This is a genomic window from Streptomyces sp. JLBG701 (assembly GCF_058544905.1).
In genome coordinates this window covers 117605-133596 of sequence record NZ_CM178588.1, presented here as the reverse complement: position 1 = coordinate 133596, position 15992 = coordinate 117605, and the positions used below count along the sequence as shown (strand labels likewise).

The following is a 15992-nucleotide window of genomic DNA, read 5'->3' as shown; positions in this document are numbered from 1 at the left end:
TCCCATGGCGGACCTGCGGATCCCGCCCGGACGGGCCGGCCGGCTGAGACTCCGCCACAGCCTGGAGGTCGCGCGGCGCGGCGCGGACCTGCTCGACCAGAAACTGCGCATCCTGCGCGCTCGGCACGAGGAGTTGGTGCGCGCCGAGCACACCGCGCAGGACCGCTGGCACGAGCGCCTGCGGGAGGCCGAGACCTGGCTGCGGCGCGGACTGCTCCTCGGCGGCGAAGAGACCATGGACACGCTGCACACCACGCGTCCCGCCGAGGTGGAGATCGTCTGGGTGTCCACGATGGGCGTACGACATCCCGAGGCCGCGTCCTGCACGGTGCCGGAACGCGAGCCGGAGGCCTTGTCGCCCGCGAACACCGCGCTGATCCATGCCGAGGCCGCATACGCCGAAGCCCTGCGCACCGCAGCCGACTACGCCGTCACACGCGCCGCGGCACGCGCAGTCGGAGCCGAGGTGCTCAGCACCCGTCAGCGCGTGCGCGCCCTGCAGCGTCACTGGATCCCGCGGCTGGAGCAGGCGCTGGCCCGCGTCGACCTCGCCCTGGAACAGAGCGAGCACGAGGACGCGGTGCGCAGGCGCTGGGCCGTCCGTGCTCTTGAGGACGACCTGTGACGGCAGTTGGTGGCAGCGCGCGCCGATTGCCGCGGGACTCGTCGTCGCGACCACCGGCGAGGACGAGGACAACTTTGTCATCAGCCTCCTCGCGTCCCGCCCCGGCAGCCGACCGGAAACCTCCGGTCGGCTGCCAACGCCCCGGCGACGGGGGATCGGTGAACTGCGAGGCGGCTTACGACGTACGCCGTCGTACGCACGCGGTCACGGTTCGGCGGGACCCGCCAACTGGACGATGTCGTCGGAGGCGACGTCGTGGAGCCGGATGGCGAGGTCCTCCAGGGCGCGGCTGGCGGCGAGTTCGTCGCCGATCTCCGGAATGGAGCGGTCGATCGGGTTGCGGCGGGCCACGCCCCGGCCGGTGACCGTCGACGTGTCCCGGGTGTTCAGGACGGCACGTGCGTGGGTGTCGTCGCCTTCCTCGGTGATGTAGATCTGTACGGTCCACTGCTTGGCTTCCATCGTGATCACTCCCGAGCGGAGGGTGCGAGGTCCGGGCGCCGGGCGGGCCGGTCCGCAGGGACCGGATCGGGACTGCGGGGAGCACCCGGGACGGCTCGTCTCCACTCCTCAGACTGCGCCTCCCCGCGCAGTCGGTCCAGGGCCGAACGGCCCGCCCGGAAGACGTCATCGTCCGTCCTCCCGGGAGGCATCTCCGATGCGTGACGGCAGTCAGGCCCGTGCTCGGAGGGGGCACGGCTCTTCTGTCGCAGGACCTCGGTCAGCGGCAGGTGTCCGACGGCAGATGTGTCGTCGTGCCGGGCTATGGCTGGGGGAGGCCTGGCGGAGGCGGGTCGGCCGCACCCCGGGATGCGACGGGCGGCCTGGACGGCCGGGCGGGCAGGGCGGCGAAGGCCAGCAGGGCCCCGCTCGCGGCGACGCAGGCTGCGACGGTGAGGCCGAGGCTCATGCCGCTGACGAACGCGGAGCGGGCCAGATCCGCGAGCATCCGCCCGGAGGCTCCGCCCACGCGCCCGGCCAGTTCGAGTGCGCCGCCGAGCGAGCCGAGCACGCTGTCCGACACGTCGTGCGGCAGCCGGTAGGGCGCCAGCGGTGGGCCCATGCGGTCCTGGTAACGGGTGGTCAGCAGACTGCCGACCACGGCGACTCCGAGAGCCCCGCCCAGCTGGACCGAGACCCCGTTGGTGGCCGAGCCCACCCCGGTGTCGCCCAGGGGCAGGGTGCCCATGAGGGAGTCGAGCGCGGCGGGGACGACGAGGCCGGCGCCCAGGCCGAGCATGAGGAGACCGCCCAGCAGATCCTCGTACGAGGAAGACGCCTGTGCGGTGGACAGCTGCCACAACCCTGCCGCCACGACCACCAGGCCCGTCCCGACCACCGCCTTGGTGCCCGCCCACCGCACCAGAATCGGGGACAGCGGGGCGACCAGCGCCAGCAGGCCGGCCACCGGCAGGACCCGCACACCGGTCTCCAGGGCGCTGTAGCCGAGACTGAACTGAAGGAACTGGGTGAGCACGAACAGGGCCCCGAACAGCCCGAACATGGCTAGTGCCACCGAGGAAGTGGCGATCGAGAACCGGCGGTTGCGGAAGAAGCCCAGGTTCAGCATGGGGTGCGTGCTGGCCCGCTCCCAGAGCGCGAAGCACACCAACACCACCAGTCCGGTGCCGCCCGCGCCGAGCACTGGGCCCGAGGACCAGCCGCGCACCGGCGCCTCGATGACCGCCCACAGCAGCAGGCCCAGCCCCAGGACCGACAGGAGCGATCCGACCGGGTCGGGTCGCAGCGCCGCCGGGTTGCGGGACTCCGGCACGAGGACGGCGGCGCAGACCAGGCCGAGCAAGGCGATGGGGACGTTGACCCAGAACACCGATCCCCACCAGAAGTGTTCAAGGAGCAACCCGCCGGCCACGGGCCCGATGGCGATCCCCAGACCGCTGGTGCCCGCCCACACTCCGATCGCACGCTGCCGCTCACCGGCATCGCGGAAGACGTCGGTGATGATCGACAGGGTGGCGGGCATCATCATCGCCGCGCCGACGCCCATGCCCGCCCGCGCCGCGATGAGCATCTCCACCGAGCCGGAGTAGGCCGCCCACGCCGAAGCCGCCCCGAACACGGCCAGCCCGGCGGTGAAGACCCGCCGCCGCCCGAACCGGTCCGCGCTGCTGCCCGTCACCAGCATCAGTCCGGCGAAGACCAGCGCGTAGGCGTCGACGATCCACTGCAGTTGGGTCGTCGTCGCTCCGAGTTCCTTCACCAGGGTCGGGAGCGCGACGTTCAGGATGGTGTTGTCCAAAGTCACGATCAGCAGCGACACACAGAGCACCACCAGGGCGACCCACCGGTTCCTCGCCCCTTGCTTCTGCGGTGCGGCGGCTGCTGACGGTATGCCACGTAGATTCGCCATGACCCCATGGAGCGCCTCGTGAGCCGCGGTCGTCAGGTGCCGAACGTCCCGGAGCGGGACCGGATGGGGTGTGGCCATGCCAGCCGGTGATCACGGGTGTGTCGGTGACTCTTTGCGACACCGGGGGCTTGCGGTGGGGGCCGGTGCATTCCGTACTCCGAGGGGGCGTCGACGGGACCGAGGCCCCTGACACGTCGAATCGCGGTGAGAAATCTGACCTGTGGAGCCTCCGTGTCTTGTCATCGTGTCACCGCAGCGGGGGCAACCTCCAGGGCCGGGCACCGGAGTGCTCGGTCATCGCCGTTCCACGGCCGGGCGGGTATCGCCTTCCGCGCGGCGGCCGCGCGTCAGGAGGGTGCCCCGGCCGGGGGCGGGGTGCTGCCGGACACTACGCCCGCCTGCTCACGGCCTCATCCGTGCTTGGCTTGGGGTGGCTCGTCGGGGCTTCCGGTCCTGTGTCCGGCATGGCGGACATGTGCGTCGGGGCCGGGGAAGACGAGTGTCACCTCGTCCGTGTCCGACCAGTGCACGTCGTAGGGTGGCGTTCCGTCCTCGTGGTGCAGTCCGACGATCTCGCCGTCGCGCCTGGTGGTGCCTGTGGTCGGGCTTTCGACAATGAGCTGATCGCCCAGTTGAGCTCGCATGGTCGCCGTCCTTCCCTTCCGCGGAGTGCTGCTGTACTCAACGTGACACGCGCGGCGTTCCACCGCATGGGCTCGAAAACCCTCATCCGGGGGGCCTAACAGCCCGGTCTCCGGGCCGACCGGCCCTAAATCGGGTCCTGACCGGCTTACTCGTGGGCGACCGGCTCCTGACACGCTTGACAGGTGACCACCACCGGCTGTCACCCCGGAAGGGAGAGGCGCCATGCACCACCGCACGGTCGCAGAACTGATGACACGAAATGTCGTCCGGGCCAGGCCCGACACACCGTTCAAGGAGATCGTCAAGCTGCTGGCGGAGAACGACGTCACCGCCGTACCCGTGGTGGACGACCTGGACCGCCCGATGGGTGTGGTGTCCGAGGTCGATCTGCTGCGCAAGTCCTCCGGCCAGACCGATCCGTCCGGCCGCCCACTGCTACCGCAGCTGGAGGCGTGGGAGCGGGCCAAGGCCGAGGGCACCAGGGCCGAGGAGCTGATGTCGGCTCCTGCAGTGTGCGCGCGTGCGGACTGGACCGTGGTCGAGGCGGCTCGCCTCATGGCTCTCCAGAACGTCAAGCGGCTGCCCGTGGTGGACGAGGCGGACCGGCTCCAGGGCATCGTCAGCCGGGGTGACCTACTGCGGATCTTCCTGCGCCGTGACGACGCCATCCGCGACGAGATCAGCGAGGACGTGCTCCGGCAGACACTGGGCCTGGCCCCCCTGGAGGTGACGGCCGACGTGCGCGAGGGGCAGGTGACCCTCCGGGGATCCGTCGAGGCGAAGAGCCTGATCCCCGTCATCGATCGGCTGTGCCGGAACGTCGACGGCGTGGTCTCGGTCTCCGACCACATCACGTACCGGACCGACGACTCGCGGAGCGTCTCGGCCGGGACGTGAGCAGTGCGGCACCGGGCGCGTCTTCAGCCGGTCACAGGGGCAGGCCAACCGCGGGACGATTGGCCTGCCCGGTCGCGGACGCGCCCATGTCCGCGTTGTCGCCCTCAGCGGCATCCACCAGCTGCTGGGCGAGGTCGTGCATCGCCCCGCCTCCGTCGGCGAGCACGCATGGTGCGGCCTTCGACGCGATCGCCGTCACACACGCGACCAAATGCGCCGCAGGAGGATGTGGAGTCATCCTCGTATGAGAGGCGCAGTACCCGGCACGTCGGCGCGGATGCTCGCTCGTCGAGTACCGCTCACGCTCACCGTCCTCCCAGCTTCTTACGAGACGGAGGAAGTCGCCATGGAGCCAGTTGTCACCGTGGGCCTCGACGGCTCACCCGAGAGTCTTGCCGCGGCCCGCTGGGCCGCCGACGAGGCGGAGCGGCGCAAGCTCACGCTGCGCCTGTTGCATGCGTGGCCCCTGCTGGTGCCGGAACCGACCCAGGTCCCCGCGGAGGTGGATCAGAATTACTGGGCGAGGCGGATCGTGCACAACGCGAAAGCGGAGCTCCAGGCGCGCCACCCGGCCCTCGTCATCGTCGGCAGCCTGGTCGCCGCCGACGCCCAGGCTGCGCTGCTGCACGCGGCGTCGGAATCCGAGATGCTCGTGCTCGGCTCGCGGGGGCTGGAGCCTGTCGAGAGGTACTTCGTGGGTGACGTCAGCATGCCTGTTGTGGCACGGGCCGAGCGGCCGGTGGTCCTGGTGCGTGCCGAGACGCGCCAGGAAGGGCTGTCGCCCACCGCGGGTACGGCAGCGGGCGTAGTGGTGGCGCTGAGAATGCGTGGTCCCTGCGACGACCTGCTCGAATTCGCCTTCGGTACCGCCGTGGCGTGGGGCGTGCCTCTGCGGGCCGTCCACGGCCGAAGCGTGCCGGTCCATGCGCACGTTCCCTGGGGCGTGGACCATGACATCACCGAGGAGATCACGCGGGATGCGCAGAAGAGTCTGAGCCAGGTTCTCCGTCCCTGGCGCGAGAAGTTTCCGGGCGTGGTGGTGGATGACGGCGTCGGTCTTGAGAGTCCCGCCAGGGCCGTCGTACGGGCCGCCGTGGGCGCCGGGCTGTTGGTCGTCGGCCGACGCAAGCACCGTCCTGCCCTGGCCCCACGCCTGGGCTCGGTGGCCCACGCCGCCATCCACCACGCGCGCTGTCCCGTAGCCGTCGTCCCCCACGACTGAGACGGGCGACCGCAGAGAGCCGATGCGCCCGTGCTCCGGCCCGGCGCCGACGCTCTGGAACGGCTCGCTGACGGTGGGCAGGGGGCCTACGGGACCTCGTGTGTCTCCGCCTACGCCGATCCCGCGGGTGCGCGGCGCTCCCCGGTCCGGCTCGATTCCCTCAGGCCGCCCCGTCCTGCGGTGGGGGACGGGGCGGCCGGCCCCACTCCTGCACACCTCGGGAGTCTCTATGGTGACGCTGCATCAGGAGGTGGGCCGTGCGTGGCGATGAAGCCGCTTGACGGTCCGAGGGCCGACGCTCAGTCTGCGGCCGGAGGAAGGCTGTACGGGCCCGCGTCGCCGCCGGGCGGTGCCTCGCCGGCGGCCTGTGGATGCCGGATGAGCAGGTCGAGTTCGGTGCGCAGTGCGTCGGCCGGCTCCTCGGGGTCGGGGAAGTGGTCGGGGTCGACGGTCGTCGTCACGGTGAGTGTGCCGGCGTAGGACAGCACTTCGAAGTAGACGGGGATGTTCCCGCCCGGGCCGACGCCGACCGGGACGGCGGAGGTGACGGGAGACCCTCCGAACGTGACCTGTTCGGCGGGACCGCGCACGTGGGTGATCAGGGTGTGGAACCGGTGCTGGTGGTTGAGGTACCAGCGGAAGCCGCCGAGCGCCGCCAGAGGGCGGAACAGCCCTCCCAGCACGGCGATCGGTGGCGGCCCGGTGGCGGCCGCCCGGTGTGCGCGTACCTGGTCGGCGACCTGACGCAGACGATCGGGCATGGCGCCGGTGGCCGGTACGGACACGAGCATCGGGCTGACCATGTTGCCCAGGTCGGGCCCGCTCTCCGGGGGACGGCCGGACACCGGCACGCAGACCACGAGTGTGTCGAGGGTCTCCCTTCTGCCCGACAGCACGCGGTGCAGCGCGCCCGCCACCGCGACCAGGACGGCGTCGTTGGCCGTCGCGCCGTGCCGGTGCGCGGCCGCCCGGACTGCCGCGAGGTCGGTGCGGACCACGCCCAGCCGACGACGCGGGCCGGTCCGCCGGTTCAGTGAGCAGGGTGTGGCCCGTGGCGGCCGAATGCCTCCCCCGGCGTGCACGGACATGCGCAACAGGTGCCACGACTGCGCGACATGGCCCAGTGCGGCCAGCCGACTCGTCAGCGCGTCGCGGGCGAGGGAGACGGAGGTGGGTGAGGGCCGGGGGAAGGGCACCTGGGCCGCGTCGGCCGGGACGTCTACGAGGTTGGCCAGTACCGCGAGCCCGCCGACCCCGTCGGCGAGCGCATGGTGCAGGACGAGCACCAGAGCACGTCTGCTCTCGCCGAGACCGGTGACCAGCGTGGCCGACCACAGGGGTGCCGTGCGCGGCAGCCGGCTCGCGACCACTGACAGGGCGGTGTCCAGCAGCGCCCCTTCGTCGTCCGGTCGGGCGCAGTCCACCGCGCGGACGTGGTTGCGGACATCGAACCCGGGAGCGTCGGCCCACACCGGGCCACCACAGCCGAAGGGCACCCGCACCAGCCGCTGGCGCAGCCGCGGCACGGCCGGAACGCGCTCGGCAATCAGCCGACGGACACGCTCCAGGTCCAGCTCGTCGGCCCCGTCGAGCATCAGGAGGACCCCGAACTGCTCGGGCACCTCCCCGCTGTCCATCGCCAGGAACGCCCGGTCCGACGGGCTCGCGCGCTCGATCACCGGTCGTCCCGGTTGCGAGGACTTGTCGGCCGTCGTTGCCATGGTCCCAGCGAAGCAGCCGTGGGCCCCGGGGACCAGAGCCGAAGGTCCCCGGCATCGGCCGTGTCGGCCGCACTGTCCACCGGAGGCCCCACCGACCCCCGGGGACCCGAAATGATCCCCGGACTCCCCGTCCCTGGCCCGGACCCGACGCTCTCGCTGCGGCTCCGGCCGGTCTGGCGATCGGCCGGAGCCGGCTCCTTCGATGCTGATCCCCCTCGGCCGAAGCGGACCGGGCGTTGCGGCGTGGGGAGGTGCGGTGACGTTTCCATGTCCGGCCTCCGGAATGGTTCCCGAAGCGTGCAGGTGCCGGGCCCGTGGGCCGTACGGAGATCCCTTGCGACGACAGCGCGTCGCCCGTCAGCCGGACGCGGGCCCGGCACAGGGGGCGGGTGGCCGGCCCGCCCCCTTCCCGAGGAGCCGCCGTGGCGGCAGACGCCGGTCCCCAAACCGGCGCCGCCCGCGAGCCGGACACCCTCTCCCTCGTCCCGCGGGCTGGCTTCCCACGTTCAGGCCGCGGGTGGCGCCGCAGCAGGGGCCGAACGACTCACTCACGGGGCCGACCGGCCTCAACAGGACTGCGCCCAAAGGGCGTTGACGAACCACGGGAAGCCCGACCGACACTTGGCGGAGACCTCTGACACGCACGCCACAGGGGCGGCAGCGAGGAGCGAGACAACAGTTATCTACCCGTGCCGACCTCGTCGTCGGCCGCTTCGCATGACCGATGAAGACTCGGTTTTCGCGGGGCCGTTCGGCCCTCGGCAGGATCCGCCCGGTCCCTGCGGATACTCCTTCCGCAGCACATGCGGCACAACGGTCGCGCACGTGAAGTCCTCGATCCCCGTGATCGGACGGATGGTCGGCCTGGCCTCCGCGCATCCGGTGCTCTCCTGCGTGACGGCGGTGGCGATCATTTCGGACTTTCAGCGCCGCTTCCGCGATTGCGGCTTCGTCTGGCCGACTCCACGATGAAGGCATGGTTCCCGTCGGGCCTGCCGACCGTTTCGACGCGTTCCGGGCCCTGGCCGACAGGCGTGGGCGGCCTGGAGACAGGCTGATCGAGGCCCTGGCCAGGGCCAGGGCCGGAACCGAGGACGGCCCCGAGGTCTGGGCGCCTCCTGTCGCCACCCGTGTCGGACTGCCTGCTGCCTCCGGGCTGGGGCCGGCCGGCTACTACGCGGACCTGGCCGCCCCGCACGGCGACCGTCATGTCCGGGTGTGCACCGCGACGGCGTGCTTCGCCACGCAGGCCGGGCGGCACCTCGCCGATGTGGAGCACGAGCTGGGCGTCATCCCGGGCACGGTCTCACCGGCTGGTGATGTGTCGGTGCAGGACGTTCGCTGTCTCGGCTATTGCTACGCCGGGCCCGCGGCGCTCGACGGTGCCACGCCCTGCACGGGTCCGACCCTCGCCGGTCAGCTCGCCGGGCGAGAACCATCGTGGGCGCCGGAGATCCCGGCGGCCGACGACACCGGCGACCCGGTGCTGCTGGGCGGCGTGGTGTCCGGCGAGCGGACGTGGCAGGTGTGGCCCAGGACGGTGACAGAGAGCACCCCGGACGAGGTCCACAGAGAAGTGGCGGCATCCGGACTGCGGGGGAGGGGCGGCGCGGGGTTCCGAGTGGCCGCGAAATGGGAGGCGGCCGGCCGCGCGCCCGCCACCGTGGTCGTCGCCAACGGCGACGAAGGCGATCCGGGCTCGTACGCCGACCGGCTGCTGATGGAGGCCGACCCGGGGCGCGTACTGGAGGGCCTGGCCCTGGCCTGCTTCGCCTGCGGTGCCCGCCAGGGTGTGGTGCTGGTGCGCTCGGAGTACCCGGCCGCTCTGGCCCGGATGCGGGATGCGGTCGGGCAGGCGTACGCCGACGGCCATCTCGGCCCGCCCGTGCACGGAACCGCCACCGCACTGGACGTCCAGGTCGTCGAGGGCGCCGGCTCCTACGTCGCCGGTGAGGAGACCGCGCTGATCGCGAGTCTGGAAGGCGGTCGCGGATGCGCTCGCCCGCGCCCGCCGTATCCGACCGAGCGCGGCCTGTGGGACGCGCCGACCGTGGTCAACAACGTGGAGACTCTCGCAGCCGTCCCCTGGATCGTCCGGCGCGGCGGCGAGGCGTACGCCCGGCGCGGAACGCCCGCCGAGACGGGAACGAAGCTGGTCTGCCTGTCCGAGCGGTTCGCCCGGCCGGGTTGCTACGAGGTCGAGCTCGGCACCCCGGTGCGACGGATCGTCACCGAGCTGGGCGGCGGCCTGAAGGACGGCGCCGAGCTGGTCGCTCTCCAGGTCGGCGGACCGCTGGGCGGCTTCCTCGCCGCCGACTCGCTGGACGTACCCCTGTCCGAGTCGGGGCTGGCGGCCCGGGGCGCCGCCCTCGGCCACGCCGGACTGGTCGCCTTCGACCAGCGCGTGACACCGCAGGAAGTGCTGCGGCACATCTGGCGGTTCGCCGCGGCCGAGAGCTGCGGCGCCTGCTCGCCCTGCCGGGTCGGCTCGCGACGAGGCCTGGACATGGCATCCGCCGGCACCCCTCCCGGACAGGAGTGGCAGCGGCTTGCGCGGGTCCTGGCCGAGGCGAGCCTGTGTGCTTTCGGACGGCGGATCCCACCTGCCGTACGCAGCCTGGCTCGCGCATACGGGGATCGACTGGCGGGATGGGACCCATGACCGGAGTCGAGGTCGACGGCGCGAGCGTCGACGTGGCCGAGGGGGCTTCGCTGCTCACGGCGGTGCGCGCGGCCGGGATCGAGCTGCCCGCGCTCTGCTCCGACGACCGGCTCGGCCCCGCCGGCTCTTGCCGCACGTGCCTCGTACGGGCCGACGGGCGGATCGCGGCGGCCTGTGTCACCCCGGCGTCCTCCGGTGCCCGCGTCGAGACCGTGACCGAGGATCTTGTGCGGCTGCGCCGGGACGCGGTGGAGCTCATCGTCTCCGCCCTGCCGCCCCGTGCCCTCGCCCCGGACAACACCGGCGAACTGTCGCATGTCTGCCAGTCGTTGGGGATCAGCCCTGAAGCGGCGCAGGGTGCCGGAGGCCGGAGCGGGGACGACTCCCACCCGTACGTCCACCTCGACCGGGACCTGTGCATCGCCTGCGGCCGGTGCGTGCGGATGTGCGCCGAGGTGCAGGGCACCTTCGCGCTCACCCTGGTCGGCCGGGGCGGCGACACGGTTGTGGCCCCCGGCACCGGCGGGCCCTGGGCCGAGTCGGACTGCGTGGCCTGCGGCGGCTGCGTCGACACCTGTCCCACGGGGGCGATCACCGAGCCGGGACCGGCACGGGGGCTCACCTCCGCATCCCACCCCGCGGCGGCCACGACACGCACCACCTGCGGCTACTGCGGCGTTGGCTGCACCCTCGACGTGGTCACACAGGACGGCGAGGTCGCCGCGGTGCTGCCGGCCCGGGACGGCCCGGTCAACCACGGGCACGCCTGCGTGAAGGGCCGTTTCGCCCACGGGTTCCGCACGTCCCCCGAACGGCTCACCCGGCCACTGATACGACGCGACGGCCGCCTGGAACCGGTGAGTTGGGACGAGGCGCTCGGCCATGTCGCTCGCGGTCTGCGAGACGCCGTCGCGGCCGGTGGCCCGGACGCCGTGGCGGCGATCTCCTCGGCCCGCGCCACCAACGAGGAGAACTACCTCGTACAGAAGTTCATGCGGGTCGTCGTCGGCACGAACAACGTCGACAACTGCTCCCGGCTGTGCCACTCCCCGTCCGCCGCCGGCCTGACCGCCTCCTTCGGGCTCTCCGGCGGCACCGACACCTTCGACGACGTGGAGCGGTCCGACTGCCTGCTGGTGGTCGGGGCCAACCCCGTCGAAGCCCACCCGGTGGTCGGGGCGCGACTGCTCCAACGGGTGTTGCGCGGCGCCCGGTTGGTCGTCGCCGACCCCCGCGCCGTGGGCCTGGCCCTGCACGCCGACGTGCACCTGCGGCCCCGGCCCGGCACCAACGTCGCGCTCTTTCACGGGCTCGCCCACGTCCTACTCACCGACGGACTGGCCGACGAGGACTTTCTGCGGGAGCGGGCCACCGGTCTGCCGGAACTCACCGCGCTGCTGGACGACTACCCGCCCGACCGGGTCGCGGCCGTCACCGGGGTGCCCGCGGCGGACCTGGTCGCCGCCGCCCGGCTGTACGGCCGTGCCCGACGGCCCGCGATCGTCTACGGCCTGGGCGTCACCGAACACCTCCACGGCACGGACGGGGTGCGGTCGCTGGCCAACCTGGCGATCCTGCGGGGCGCCGTGGGCACGGACCGGGGTTACGGGGTCAACCCGCTGCGCGGCCAGAACAACGTCCAGGGCGCGTCCGACATGGGGGCGCTGCCCGATCTCCTGCCCGGCTACGGGAAGGTGACCGACCCTGCCGTACGAGCCCGGGCCGAAGCGGTATGGGGCGTACCGGTTCCGGAACGCCCCGGCCTGAGGATCCCGGACATGTTCGCCGCCGTACGGGCCGGGGAACTGCGGGCGCTGTGGGTCATCGGCGAGGACGTGTGCGCCACCGATCCCGACACGAACCGGGTGGCCGAGGCCCTGGAAGCGTGCCCGCTGGTGGTGTGCAACGAGCTGTTCCTGTCCGAGACCGCCCGCCATGCCGACGTCGTGCTGCCGGTCGCGTCCTGGCTGGAGAAGGACGGCACCTTCGTCAACTTCGACCGCCGGTTCCAGCGGGTCCGCCCCGCCGTGCCCCCGCCCGGCGAAGCACGCAGCGACTTCGACACCGTGAACGCCCTCGCCGCGGCGATGGGTGTCGACCTGGGCTGTCCGACTCCGGCCGACGCCCTGGCCGAGTGCGGACGACTCGCGCCCGTCTTCGCCGGACTCACCCATGAGCGGCTGGACCTCGAGGGCGCCGTCCCCTGGCCCTGCCCGGACCCGGGACAACCGGGGGAGGCCAAGCTGTACACGGAGCGGTTCGCCACTCTCGACGGCCGGGCCCGCCTGGCCGCCGCCCCCTATCTCCCGCCCGGCGAGCAGCCGGACGACGACTATCCGCTGGTCCTGGTCACCGGGCGGCGCTGGGCGCACTACAACTCCGGCAGCATGACCCGGCGCGGTGGCAACCTCGCGCTCGATCCGGTCGACTTCCTCGACCTCCACCCCGATGACGCCGGCCGGTACGACGTGCGCGACGGCGAGCAGGTCGTGCTGGAGAGCCGGCACGGCCGGGCCCAGCTCATCGCCCGCGTCGGTGAACAGACGGCCCCTGGCCAGGTCTTCTGCTCCTTCCACTTCCCCATGAGCGGCGTGAACCGCCTCACGTCCGAGCACGTGGACACCGTCACGTCCTGCCCCGAGTACAAGGTCACGGCGGTCCGCGTAGCCGCGTCGTGACGGCGACAGTCCTGTCCGGCGTCAGCGGACGTGGCGGCGCGGCGGGGAGGAGTTCGGGCTCAACGAGGTGGCGGGTGGAGGGGGTTGTGGCGAGACCCGGTCGACCATTTCACCGCCCTCTTGGCCGCCGTACGACTTCCCGCTCAACGGGGACGCCTGCGCGAAGTCCTGACTCGGGCCGTGCCACACGGCGGTGGGGCGGCCGCTGTCACTCCGTGGCGAGGACCGCGTCGGCCGGTCGTCGTGGGGTCGGCCGGCCTCGGGTGGCGTGGCCGAGGCGCAGGAGCATCTGGGGGAAGTCCCTGCGGACGAGCGTCGTGCGCAACTGGGTGCGCAGTCGGGGCACTTCGAGAGGCTGGGTGTGGAAGGCGGCCATGGCCCAGCGGGTGGTGGCGTGCAGCAGGACGCGCTGCAGGGCCTGTCCGGCGCACAGCCAGTCCTCCCGGGTGTCGTGCCGCGTGGTGAGGAGGACGATCAGTCCCGTCCCGGGCGGCCAGACCGCGGGTGCGGTGGGCGGGGTGCGCGTGAAACGGAGGAAGTCGCGCCCGGCGAGACCGGTCCGGTCCGGGTGGCCGTCGCAGGCGTCCAGGGGGACGCCGTCCGCACGCCCGTCCCGGGTCCAGTGGGCCAGTTCCGCGACGCGTCCGGGCTCGGCGCGGTTGATGGCTTCGGCGGCGCGGACCAACTCGGCGAGGTCACTCTGTGCGTGGCGGGATTCCACCGTGTACAGCTCGGCGCCCTCGGCCCGTGCGTGCTCGCGCAGTTCCCCGACCAGCGGCTGCGGGAGCGAGGAGTGCTGGAACGGGCCGCGGTGCGTGTGCCGTTGCCGCAGGGAGCGGTACATCAGGTTCTCGTCGGTGCTCGGTCGGCCGTACGCTCCCCAGCCGACGCCGGCGAGATGGGCCGGGTTCCCCGGATCGGGGAACACCCGCACGACGGGCCGGAAACCCAGGTGCTGCATCGCGATCCGCAGGTTGAACAGGGCCGCGCCGCAGCTGATGACCTGCTCCCGCCCGTCGGGGTCGGTGAGCGGGAGCCGGCGCGCGGGGTCCGCGTACAGGTCGAGGCCCGTCCCCCGGTTGACGAACAGCCAGGGCTGGGTGTTGTGGACCGAGGGTGCGGTGACGGCCGCGCGGACCAGGTGGTTGGCCGCGTGGTCGACCCGGGTGCGCGTTGCGTCCATGGCGGGCATCACCGTTCGTCGCTGTCTTGTCTTCGCGGGGGCTCAGTCGTGCGCCACGACGGCGACGGGGCAACGCGCGTGGTGGATCACGGAATGGGTGACCGGGCCGGTGTACGGGCCGAGGTGGGTCTCGCGCACGCGGCGGCCGACGACGAGCAGCCCGGCGCCCGAGGCGGCGCGCACCAGCCGGGTTCCGGCCCTGCCCTTGACGACCGTCTCGGTGACCTGGACGCCGGGGTACTTGCCGCGCCAGTTCTGCAGCACGGCGGTGAGGAAGCCGCGCCACTCCTCCTCGCGCCGGGACCCTTCGCCGATGCCGGGCCCACCGGAACCGGGAACGACGGCCGACGAGTTGTCCCAGGCGTGGACCGCGTGCAGTGTCGCACCGCGCAGTCGGGCCGCCTCGAACGCGAACTCGATCACCTCGTCGCGCGCGTCGCCCACGTCGATGCCGAGAACGACGTCACGGTACGGAGTGAGGAGCGACGTATTGCCGTCCTCGTCCGGCAGATGCTCGTCCTCGGAACGCTCCCCGGCCTCGACCAGGACGACCGGCCGGGTCGCCCGGGCCACGACGGCCTGGGCCACGGACCCGACGAGGAATCCGGTGAAGCCACTCAGACCACGCGAGCCGAGCACGAGCAACTCGGCCTGCTGCGCTGCGTACGCCAGGGTCGCGGCAGCCGGGCCCTCGACCTGGTCGTCGGTGAGCCGAGCCTCGGGGCAGGTGCGCGCGATGCGGTCCTCGGCCTGGCGCAGGATGCCCCGTCCCACGTGGCGTCGCACCGCGCTCGCCGAGGCGGAGGGCGGCTGATCCGGGCTCAAGCCGGAGGCGTGCACCAGGTGCAGGGGGAGATCGCGGCGCACCGCCTCCCGGGCGGCCCACTCTGCGGCGGCCAGGCTCTCGGGGGATCCGTCGACTCCGGCGACGACCGGTCGTGACATGGCGGGGCACCTCCGTGGTTCTCTCGCGTGGTCGGTCTCTCTCCGTCCTGCTCTCATCGTCGTGCCGGGCCGTCGCGCGGCGCAGGGTCCACCGGTCCCAGGCTTTGCCCGTACGGCCCCTGCGTGGAGGGCCGCGCCGCGGATGACCGTGGGACACGGACGTACCGGATGCCGTGTCCACGCAGGAGGCGAACTGGCATGAGACGGACGATCGTTGTCGGAGTCGACGGCTCCGCTCGGAGCAGGGCGGCGGCGGACTGGGCGGCGCGGGAGGCCCTGCGGTGCCGGCTGCTGCTGCAGGTGGTGCATGTGTCGGGGCTGTCCGGGAGGGATCTGTCCGCGTCGTGGCCCGACCCTCCCGAGACGCTGCCGGGCCGGACCGTGCCCGAACTGACCTCCCATCCCGCGGAGTTGGCGGTGGAGGAGATCCGGATCGACGGTGAGCCGGCGCCGGAGCTGCTCGCTCTGGGCGTCTCGGCCGAACTGCTCGTGCTCGGGATGCGCGGCGCCGGGGGAGTCGCGGGGCTGGCGGTCGGTTCGGTGGCCAGCGCGGTGGCCGAGCGCTCCGCCCGGCCGGTGGTGCTGGTGCCGGGCGGACTCGCCTGCACGGGCACCGGATGGCGAACGGACAAGGTCGCACTCGGCGTTGACGCCCGCCGGCCGGACGACGCGGCCATCGACTTCGCCTTCGACCGGGCGAGCCGCCTGAATGTCCGCCTGCGCGCGGTGCACGCCTGGAGGATGCCGGAGCCCGACGCCGCCCTGCCACCGTTCACCGCGCCGGGCAAGGACCGGGCCGCCCGGGAGGACGACGAGGTACAGCTCCTGTCCGACATCCTGCGCCCGTGGATGGAGAAGTACCCGCGGGTGCGGGTGCTGGAGGACGTCGTGCTCTTCGGCGTCGGCGAGGCCCTGGTGCGGGCTTCGGACCGGGCGGAGCTGCTGGTGGCCGGCCGGCGCGGGAACAGGCTCGGCTCCGCCCTTGGCAGGCTTGTCGAGCATGCCGGATGTCCGGTGGCCGTGGTGCCGGCGTGACGAAAGCC

At 72.7% G+C, this 15992-nt stretch carries 13 protein-coding genes and 1 pseudogene; 7 read left to right on the top strand and 7 right to left on the bottom strand.

Annotated elements, in window-relative coordinates:
* The first annotated feature begins 4 nt into the window (after positions 1 to 4).
* Positions 5 to 625 carry a V-type ATP synthase subunit D gene (locus tag AC5DRG_RS00700; RefSeq protein WP_491807330.1) on the top strand — a complete coding sequence of 207 codons (621 nt, stop codon included), beginning with the start codon at positions 5 to 7 and terminating at the stop codon, positions 623 to 625.
* A 204-nt stretch (positions 626 to 829) separates the two neighbouring features.
* Here AC5DRG_RS00700 and AC5DRG_RS00695 read toward each other — a convergent pair whose 3' ends face one another.
* The 3 genes and pseudogenes from AC5DRG_RS00695 to AC5DRG_RS00685 form a co-directional block, all read right to left on the bottom strand.
* The gene (locus AC5DRG_RS00695) at positions 830 to 1087 is read right to left on the bottom strand and encodes a DUF1876 domain-containing protein (RefSeq protein ID WP_491807329.1); all 258 of its coding nucleotides are present in this window, start codon (positions 1085 to 1087) and stop codon (positions 830 to 832) included.
* A gap of 301 nt (positions 1088 to 1388) precedes the next feature.
* Positions 1389 to 2996, bottom strand: a complete 1608-nt coding sequence (locus AC5DRG_RS00690; protein ID WP_491807328.1) for an MFS transporter — start codon at positions 2994 to 2996, stop codon at positions 1389 to 1391.
* A gap of 437 nt (positions 2997 to 3433) precedes the next feature.
* Positions 3434 to 3640 (bottom strand): annotated as a pseudogene (locus AC5DRG_RS00685) (DUF1918 domain-containing protein); the annotation flags it as partial.
* A gap of 223 nt (positions 3641 to 3863) precedes the next feature.
* Between AC5DRG_RS00685 and AC5DRG_RS00680 the strand changes: the two are divergent.
* Positions 3864 to 4538 (top strand): CBS domain-containing protein, encoded by a 675-nt coding sequence (locus AC5DRG_RS00680; RefSeq protein WP_491807326.1) that lies wholly within the window; start codon positions 3864 to 3866, stop codon positions 4536 to 4538.
* Between the two features lie 31 nt (positions 4539 to 4569).
* On the opposite strand, the gene AC5DRG_RS00675 is transcribed toward AC5DRG_RS00680, so the two are convergent.
* The gene (locus AC5DRG_RS00675) at positions 4570 to 4737 is read right to left on the bottom strand and encodes a hypothetical protein (RefSeq protein WP_491807325.1); all 168 of its coding nucleotides are present in this window, start codon (positions 4735 to 4737) and stop codon (positions 4570 to 4572) included.
* Between the two features lie 147 nt (positions 4738 to 4884).
* Here AC5DRG_RS00675 and AC5DRG_RS00670 point away from each other — a divergent pair, with 147 nt between their 5' ends.
* Complete coding sequence (locus AC5DRG_RS00670) at positions 4885 to 5760, top strand: universal stress protein (protein WP_491807324.1); 876 nt, start codon at positions 4885 to 4887, stop codon at positions 5758 to 5760.
* A gap of 299 nt (positions 5761 to 6059) precedes the next feature.
* Here the strand turns inward: AC5DRG_RS00670 and AC5DRG_RS00665 are convergent, their stop codons facing one another.
* A complete protein-coding gene (locus AC5DRG_RS00665; protein WP_491807323.1) occupies positions 6060 to 7481 on the bottom strand; it encodes a wax ester/triacylglycerol synthase domain-containing protein in 1422 nt (473 codons plus the stop codon).
* 717 nt (positions 7482 to 8198) lie between these two features.
* Here AC5DRG_RS00665 and AC5DRG_RS00660 point away from each other — a divergent pair.
* From AC5DRG_RS00660 to fdhF, 3 genes are read left to right on the top strand one after another with little or no spacing between them, the layout of a single operon-like run.
* Positions 8199 to 8453, top strand: a complete 255-nt coding sequence (locus tag AC5DRG_RS00660) for a hypothetical protein (RefSeq protein ID WP_491807322.1) — start codon at positions 8199 to 8201, stop codon at positions 8451 to 8453.
* 4 nt (positions 8454 to 8457) lie between these two features.
* Positions 8458 to 10143, top strand: coding sequence for an NAD(P)H-dependent oxidoreductase subunit E (locus tag AC5DRG_RS00655; protein WP_491807320.1), 1686 nt, complete (start codon positions 8458 to 8460; stop codon positions 10141 to 10143).
* On the top strand, positions 10140 to 12821 hold the full coding sequence (gene fdhF / locus AC5DRG_RS00650; protein WP_491807319.1) for a formate dehydrogenase subunit alpha: 2682 nt from the start codon (positions 10140 to 10142) through the stop codon (positions 12819 to 12821). The genes AC5DRG_RS00655 and fdhF overlap by 4 nt, the downstream gene beginning before the upstream one ends.
* A gap of 208 nt (positions 12822 to 13029) precedes the next feature.
* On the opposite strand, the gene AC5DRG_RS00645 is transcribed toward fdhF, so the two are convergent.
* Positions 13030 to 14004 carry an Acg family FMN-binding oxidoreductase gene (locus AC5DRG_RS00645; protein WP_491807318.1) on the bottom strand — a complete coding sequence of 325 codons (975 nt, stop codon included), beginning with the start codon at positions 14002 to 14004 and terminating at the stop codon, positions 13030 to 13032.
* A gap of 42 nt (positions 14005 to 14046) precedes the next feature.
* A complete protein-coding gene (locus tag AC5DRG_RS00640) occupies positions 14047 to 14949 on the bottom strand; it encodes a universal stress protein (protein ID WP_491807317.1) in 903 nt (300 codons plus the stop codon).
* Between the two features lie 198 nt (positions 14950 to 15147).
* On the opposite strand from AC5DRG_RS00640, the gene AC5DRG_RS00635 reads away from it, so the two are divergent.
* Positions 15148 to 15984 carry a universal stress protein gene (locus tag AC5DRG_RS00635; RefSeq protein ID WP_491807316.1) on the top strand — a complete coding sequence of 279 codons (837 nt, stop codon included), beginning with the start codon at positions 15148 to 15150 and terminating at the stop codon, positions 15982 to 15984.
* Positions 15985 to 15992 lie beyond the last annotated feature (8 nt).

Bases quoted from the DNA above. Each gene is read 5' to 3' on its own strand.
- AC5DRG_RS00700 (WP_491807330.1), top strand. From the start codon at position 5: ATGGCGGACCTGCGGATCCCGCCCGGACGGGCCGGCCGGCTGAGACTC.
- AC5DRG_RS00695 (WP_491807329.1), bottom strand. From the start codon at position 1,087: ATGGAAGCCAAGCAGTGGACCGTACAGATCTACATCACCGAGGAAGGC.
- AC5DRG_RS00690 (WP_491807328.1), bottom strand. From the start codon at position 2,996: ATGGCGAATCTACGTGGCATACCGTCAGCAGCCGCCGCACCGCAGAAG.
- AC5DRG_RS00680 (WP_491807326.1), top strand. From the start codon at position 3,864: ATGCACCACCGCACGGTCGCAGAACTGATGACACGAAATGTCGTCCGG.
- AC5DRG_RS00670 (WP_491807324.1), top strand. From the start codon at position 4,885: ATGGAGCCAGTTGTCACCGTGGGCCTCGACGGCTCACCCGAGAGTCTT.
- AC5DRG_RS00665 (WP_491807323.1), bottom strand. From the start codon at position 7,481: ATGGCAACGACGGCCGACAAGTCCTCGCAACCGGGACGACCGGTGATC.
- AC5DRG_RS00660 (WP_491807322.1), top strand. From the start codon at position 8,199: ATGACCGATGAAGACTCGGTTTTCGCGGGGCCGTTCGGCCCTCGGCAG.
- AC5DRG_RS00655 (WP_491807320.1), top strand. From the start codon at position 8,458: ATGGTTCCCGTCGGGCCTGCCGACCGTTTCGACGCGTTCCGGGCCCTG.
- fdhF (WP_491807319.1), top strand. From the start codon at position 10,140: ATGACCGGAGTCGAGGTCGACGGCGCGAGCGTCGACGTGGCCGAGGGG.
- AC5DRG_RS00645 (WP_491807318.1), bottom strand. From the start codon at position 14,004: ATGGACGCAACGCGCACCCGGGTCGACCACGCGGCCAACCACCTGGTC.
- AC5DRG_RS00640 (WP_491807317.1), bottom strand. From the start codon at position 14,949: ATGTCACGACCGGTCGTCGCCGGAGTCGACGGATCCCCCGAGAGCCTG.
- AC5DRG_RS00635 (WP_491807316.1), top strand. From the start codon at position 15,148: ATGAGACGGACGATCGTTGTCGGAGTCGACGGCTCCGCTCGGAGCAGG.